This window comes from Catenibacillus scindens, assembly GCF_014202115.1.
GTDB lineage: Bacteria > Bacillota > Clostridia > Lachnospirales > Lachnospiraceae > Catenibacillus > Catenibacillus scindens.
Window position 1 is genome coordinate 1 of sequence record NZ_JACHFW010000035.1, and the last position, 5010, is coordinate 5010.

Here is a 5010-nt window from a genome sequence, read left to right on the forward strand (position 1 = left end):
CATAGTAATGAATCCTCTCTTTCGTATTGATTTTAGTATATCAGATTCATTAAAAATTGTCCGAAAAAGTGTCTTAATTTATGAGACCATTATAAAATGCTGAAAGAAGATAAATTTCTTAAGCTGGCTTCTCACAAAGGAGAAGATGTGGCTTCGGAACCGGTTCAAAGCATTGTAGAGGAAATCATAGCCAGCATACAAACCACTACCTCAAAACTGCTGGTTGGAAGTGCGGAAAATTACTGCCGAATGATGATTGACACTTATTCTAATGATTATCTTAGCAAAGTATTTGACACAAAACATGGTGCAGGAAGCAGCGAATATATCGTGAAAGCCTTCCGCTATTATTCCGAAAATAACTTCACAGAAAACAATTAGAGCCATTTTAGAGCCAAAGGACATAAATCAACCCCGGAAATGCCCATTTTATTAGCATTTCCGGGGTTCTGTCCTGTCCCGATGCAACCCTGTTTATCCTCCAATGGGTAAAAATCTCTATCCTCCATACCTCTCCCTTCCCCTCCTCATACCACCCCATCCCTCTTGCCGCTTTCCGTAACGGAATTTGGAGCGAAAACTGCTTCAAACCCCGCATTTATGCGGCTTTCCGGACCGGATGGGGGGAACGGAATCCGAACCGGATCCCCGGCTGAATATTCCGGATGATGTTACACCAGCAATCCGGTACAAGGAAACCGCTTGAGAGCAATCTAATTCTGCTCAAAGAATGTTACTTGTATTTGTTACCATTAGTCAAGCCTGCTCCGCACCGCTGATGCGGCAAGGGCTGGACAAATGACACAAATTCAAGAGCAAGTCACTTAAGCAGAATTAAACCGGTTTCCGACATCCGGAATGTCGGTTTCCTAATTGCCGGAACAGCGGTACTTCCGTACAAGAATATCCACCCCGGCTTTCCACCGGATTTCCGACTCGGTTTTTGCTTCTTAAAGAGGATAAAGATTTTTGCCTCAAACAGGATAATCAAGGTTACACCAGAACATAGTATTATCCAAATTCCTCGACGGATAACTTGAGCCGAATATTTTTCCTCTAATCTTTAATCCGCATTTTCATCGTCAAAAACTCTAATATTTCATTTTTGTGTACAAATAATAGTTTTTGTTGCTGTCGAAGCTGAATTGGGCGCCGAACGCGAGTCGCTAGGCGTTTTACCCAAAGTGATAAGATATCTATCATCATTATGAAAGTATAATTTGTTGTGTTTACCTTCTCTACTTACAAACCCCAACTCACTTAATCTCCTCCTGTCCTTAGTATTGATTCTGTTATTTCTGCCAAGAATACTTTTTAATTCTTTTTCAAGTTCCTCGCCTTTTCCGATAATTTCATTATCTTGTAAGAGGGCTGACAAAACATGGTACTTTCTCCAACCTTTTTGGTTGGGGTCGGTGTCCATTTTTTCCTTTTCATTAAGTAGTACATTTAGAACCATATCCTTTATTTCTCCTTCAAAAAATTCCTCCTCACTACAATCAAACACAATATTTCCTATTTGTTCTTTTTTCCTGTTTTGAAAAGCATATTCATAACTTTGAACCTTATTTCTTAGTTCATTGAGTTCTATTTCCAAATCTTCAACCAGTTGAGCATGCTCCTTTTCTTTTATTGCAAGAATTTCCTCACATACCTTCTCTAATTCCAGATTTTGCTTTTGATCCTGTCGGTATTTCTCTAGCAACCTTTGATATCTTATTGTTCCCCAAGTATATTTATCTTCAATTTTGATTAAAGAAAGTCTGCGGCATACAGAATTAACTATTTTAAATCTGAATGCATTAGCCTTACTAAATTCATCTGGAACAATTCTTGTCCCTACTTTATCCGAATAATAAATATGTACTGCACCGTTAAAAGGATTGAATCCATCTGTCCTTTCTTTTAATTCGGACGTTATTTCTGTATTTTCTTCGACAACAACATGTGCTGTTCCCGCTAAATCTTTTGCCAACTCCTTTGTATCGAGAATAGTATTATTATCCACAAAACGTTTTGTTACATACACTACTGGAAGTAAATACTCTGCTCTTCCGCATATGATACTTTCTGCCAAGTCCACATTATCTTTGGTAATCAAAATCTCTTGATCAGAAATCAATAAATTGTTGTCCTCAGCTCCATATCCCAATTTCAAAATTGTCTTCATTAGTCTTGGACGATTATATTTTTTTGGTACAATACTTTCTTTATCAACGGCATCACGAGCTAAGCGTACCAACAACATATTATTTACATCACGTTCTTCATAAACAAAATCATTTGTCCACACCACATTATCATTATCTATATTTTCCAACCTTATTGCCAAAATCCTTCTGTCATTTGATTGAACCACAGAAAATTTTTGTTTTTCACATTCTTTTTCATACAAATCTTCCCCACTCCAACTGATATTGTCAAACCCGTAATGCGGACTCCCATTTATCCATTCGAATGCTAATTCAATAAATCTTTCTTTTGTTAATTCTTTTGTTACATAAAATGTTGTAGCAAATATAACCATACTATTTCTCCTTTGTGTATTTATATTGCAAGACTCTAGTACACATAGCTATTATCCTCATTCTAAAAACTACGAAGACTTTTTACCTCCCCCTATGCTTCTCTTTCCTTTTCTGCTGTTTCAATTCAAACCGCCACCGCTTCTCTGCCTCCCGCTGTTCCCGGCTCGCAGTCTTACGTTCAGTTTTCAACTGCTCCTGTTGCAATTTCAAAGCCTGCTGCGATTTTGTTCCTATTCCGCTGTTCTGTACTTGTTTCCGCACTTCTCGCTGTATCCGTTTCGGATTACGGACAGCTACCTTTACATCAATTATCACAGCCGGACTAAATCGTAGACGATAGTAATTTTTCAGAACAAAAGCATACACCTCATAGTCTTTTGGCTCCGCGCCAAACGTGACCTTGCATACAGAGAGCTTTCCCTCCGATATACGTTCAAAAATGCCCACCCAGAATGGTTCCTCAAAAAATACTGTCAATCTTCCTGATACTTTGTCCATGACAATTCCTCCTTAAACGATTGTAATGAACAAAGAACGGACGACCCTAAGGAGGGAGGGTTACTTACACCAGACGGTGCGGCCGGGCTACCTACCGGCTCTGCAAGAGATTTCCTCTTACGTTGCGTTTTTATCTTTGTATCTTGATTCTATCATATTATCATCTGGGAATCCATTACAATTATAGCTATAATGCCCTCTACAACGTCTATTATTGTTATATACAAGGCGGGTGTAAGCAATCTTAGACACATAAGCTTTTTTGATATCCCCTTTCACAAAAGCCAATTCAGTTACCACCAAATCACCGTTCTCCTTTTTGCGTGAACCTCAAAAACACGATATTTCTAAGGTTCTATCACTTTTATCACAACATCACCATATTTTTTCTTTTTAGCATTTTACTGCTTTCCTTATCAATTTGTATTTTTTTGAATTATTATTAATATCCATTTTATATATAGGAATTGCTTTTTCTTTGGCCATGTCCATAATGATCTTTTGATGTATATTGCTAATCTTTCGTCCTAAATATACTGCACTTGGTTTATATACAATTTTAGAAAACCTTTCTGTAGCTATATCACTATTATTCGATGTCAAAAAAAGTCTCCACTCTTTTTCTGGCTTCCAGTCATTCGATTTTTTTATCGCAAGTTTTGTTACCATAAAATAATCAGGACAAGGTATAACTTCATTTATCAATTGATTCATATATTGAAATCCATTAGCTGTCATGATTTTTTTCAAAATATAAATTTTCAACATATAAATTGCATATTCTGTTGCATCTAATCGTTCATTTCCATACAGTATTGGAAATAGATTACACCAAATCATATCTTGGCCATTAATGCCCGTGCTAAATGTCAAACTGTTCTCTTTTCCAAATTCATATTCTATCGCAAATCCTGTAGCATTAGACGCATAATTCCCCCACATCATATCAGAATATATTTTTTCACTAAAACATGCGAATTTCGTCCCTCTTTGGATAACATTTGATATATATTGCAATTCATTTTCAAAATTATCAAATATCAACCCAGTTACCTGCTTTAAAAATTGTTTAATATCATCCCTGGAAGTTGTTTTAATCTTATTAACTGCATCTTTTATCCAGGGATATTTTCTTACTATTTCTATAGGTATGCTATCTACACTAACTATTCGATCTAAAATGTTTATATTATCATCAATGTTTGCAAACGAGGAAATCCACTGTTTTACTTTTTTCCTATCGTAATATATGCGGGCATCAAAATCATCGTTCATTTCTCCCCCATTGGCAAACCATATTTCATCTTTATAAAAAGAGTCTAAGCTTCGTTCATTACAGCTTCTGAATCTATATAATCGATGTGGAATTTTTGAATTAACAAATTTTAACAAATCAACACACCTATCCGCTTGTTCATTAGCTGATAACGTTCCTGGCATGATCGTATTTTCTATAAGCTCTTTATAATTCATTTATTTCTTCCGCTCCCTACTCTCTACCTTAATATTAACAAGCATACTGTACAAAGGAAAGACGTCCCTAAGGAGAGGGACTTGCACTTACCAATGCGGCTGAGCCACCTACCGGCTCTGTAAGAGATTACACCTCTTACGTTTACCTTTGTGTCTTGATACTATCACATTATCATCTGGGAATCCATTACAATTATGGCTATCCTCTGCAACAGCTATTATTGCTATATACAGGGTGGGTGTAATCAATCTTAGACACATAAGCCCTTTTGAGATCCCCTTTAAAAAAAGGCCATTTCAATCACCATCCTTCGTTTTACGTGAACCTTCCGTGAACCTCAAAAACACGATATTTCAAGGGTTTTATCACCTTTATCACAACATCACCATATTTTTTCTTATTTCTGTAATATTAAGATGTTGGGGTCGAAACTATATAATTAGTTGTGCCCTGTACCTATAGTACCTTGAAAAATTCATATTTTGTAGTATTATGCTGGGATTTCTGGCA

At 36.5% G+C, this 5010-nt stretch carries 5 protein-coding genes; 1 reads left to right on the forward strand and 4 read right to left on the reverse strand.

Annotated elements, in window-relative coordinates:
• The first annotated feature begins 96 nt into the window (after window positions 1–96).
• Window positions 97–381: a TipAS antibiotic-recognition domain-containing protein gene (locus tag HNP82_RS17535; RefSeq protein ID WP_183776789.1), complete on the forward strand. Its 285-nt coding sequence runs from the start codon at window positions 97–99 to the stop codon at window positions 379–381.
• A 718-nt stretch (window positions 382–1099) separates the two neighbouring features.
• On the opposite strand, the gene HNP82_RS17540 is transcribed toward HNP82_RS17535, so the two are convergent.
• The 4 genes from HNP82_RS17540 to HNP82_RS17555 all read right to left on the reverse strand — a co-directional run bounded on the left by HNP82_RS17540 (window position 1100) and on the right by HNP82_RS17555 (window position 4499).
• Window positions 1100–2527, reverse strand: a complete 1428-nt coding sequence (locus tag HNP82_RS17540; RefSeq protein ID WP_183776790.1) for a hypothetical protein — start codon at window positions 2525–2527, stop codon at window positions 1100–1102.
• A gap of 82 nt (window positions 2528–2609) precedes the next feature.
• Complete coding sequence (locus HNP82_RS17545; protein WP_183776791.1) at window positions 2610–3026, reverse strand: YjdF family protein; 417 nt, start codon at window positions 3024–3026, stop codon at window positions 2610–2612.
• Window positions 3027–3143: 117 nt separating this feature from the next.
• Window positions 3144–3329 (reverse strand): hypothetical protein, encoded by a 186-nt coding sequence (locus HNP82_RS17550; RefSeq protein WP_183776793.1) that lies wholly within the window; start codon window positions 3327–3329, stop codon window positions 3144–3146.
• A gap of 90 nt (window positions 3330–3419) precedes the next feature.
• Window positions 3420–4499: a DUF2971 domain-containing protein gene (locus HNP82_RS17555; protein ID WP_183776794.1), complete on the reverse strand. Its 1080-nt coding sequence runs from the start codon at window positions 4497–4499 to the stop codon at window positions 3420–3422.
• Between the last annotated feature and the right edge of the window lie 511 nt (window positions 4500–5010).

Coding starts and splice junctions, on each gene's coding strand:
- HNP82_RS17535 (WP_183776789.1), top strand. CDS start 97: ATGCTGAAAGAAGATAAATTTCTTAAGCTGGCTTCTCACAAAGGAGAA.
- HNP82_RS17540 (WP_183776790.1), bottom strand. CDS start 2,527: ATGGTTATATTTGCTACAACATTTTATGTAACAAAAGAATTAACAAAA.
- HNP82_RS17545 (WP_183776791.1), bottom strand. CDS start 3,026: ATGGACAAAGTATCAGGAAGATTGACAGTATTTTTTGAGGAACCATTC.
- HNP82_RS17555 (WP_183776794.1), bottom strand. CDS start 4,499: ATGAATTATAAAGAGCTTATAGAAAATACGATCATGCCAGGAACGTTA.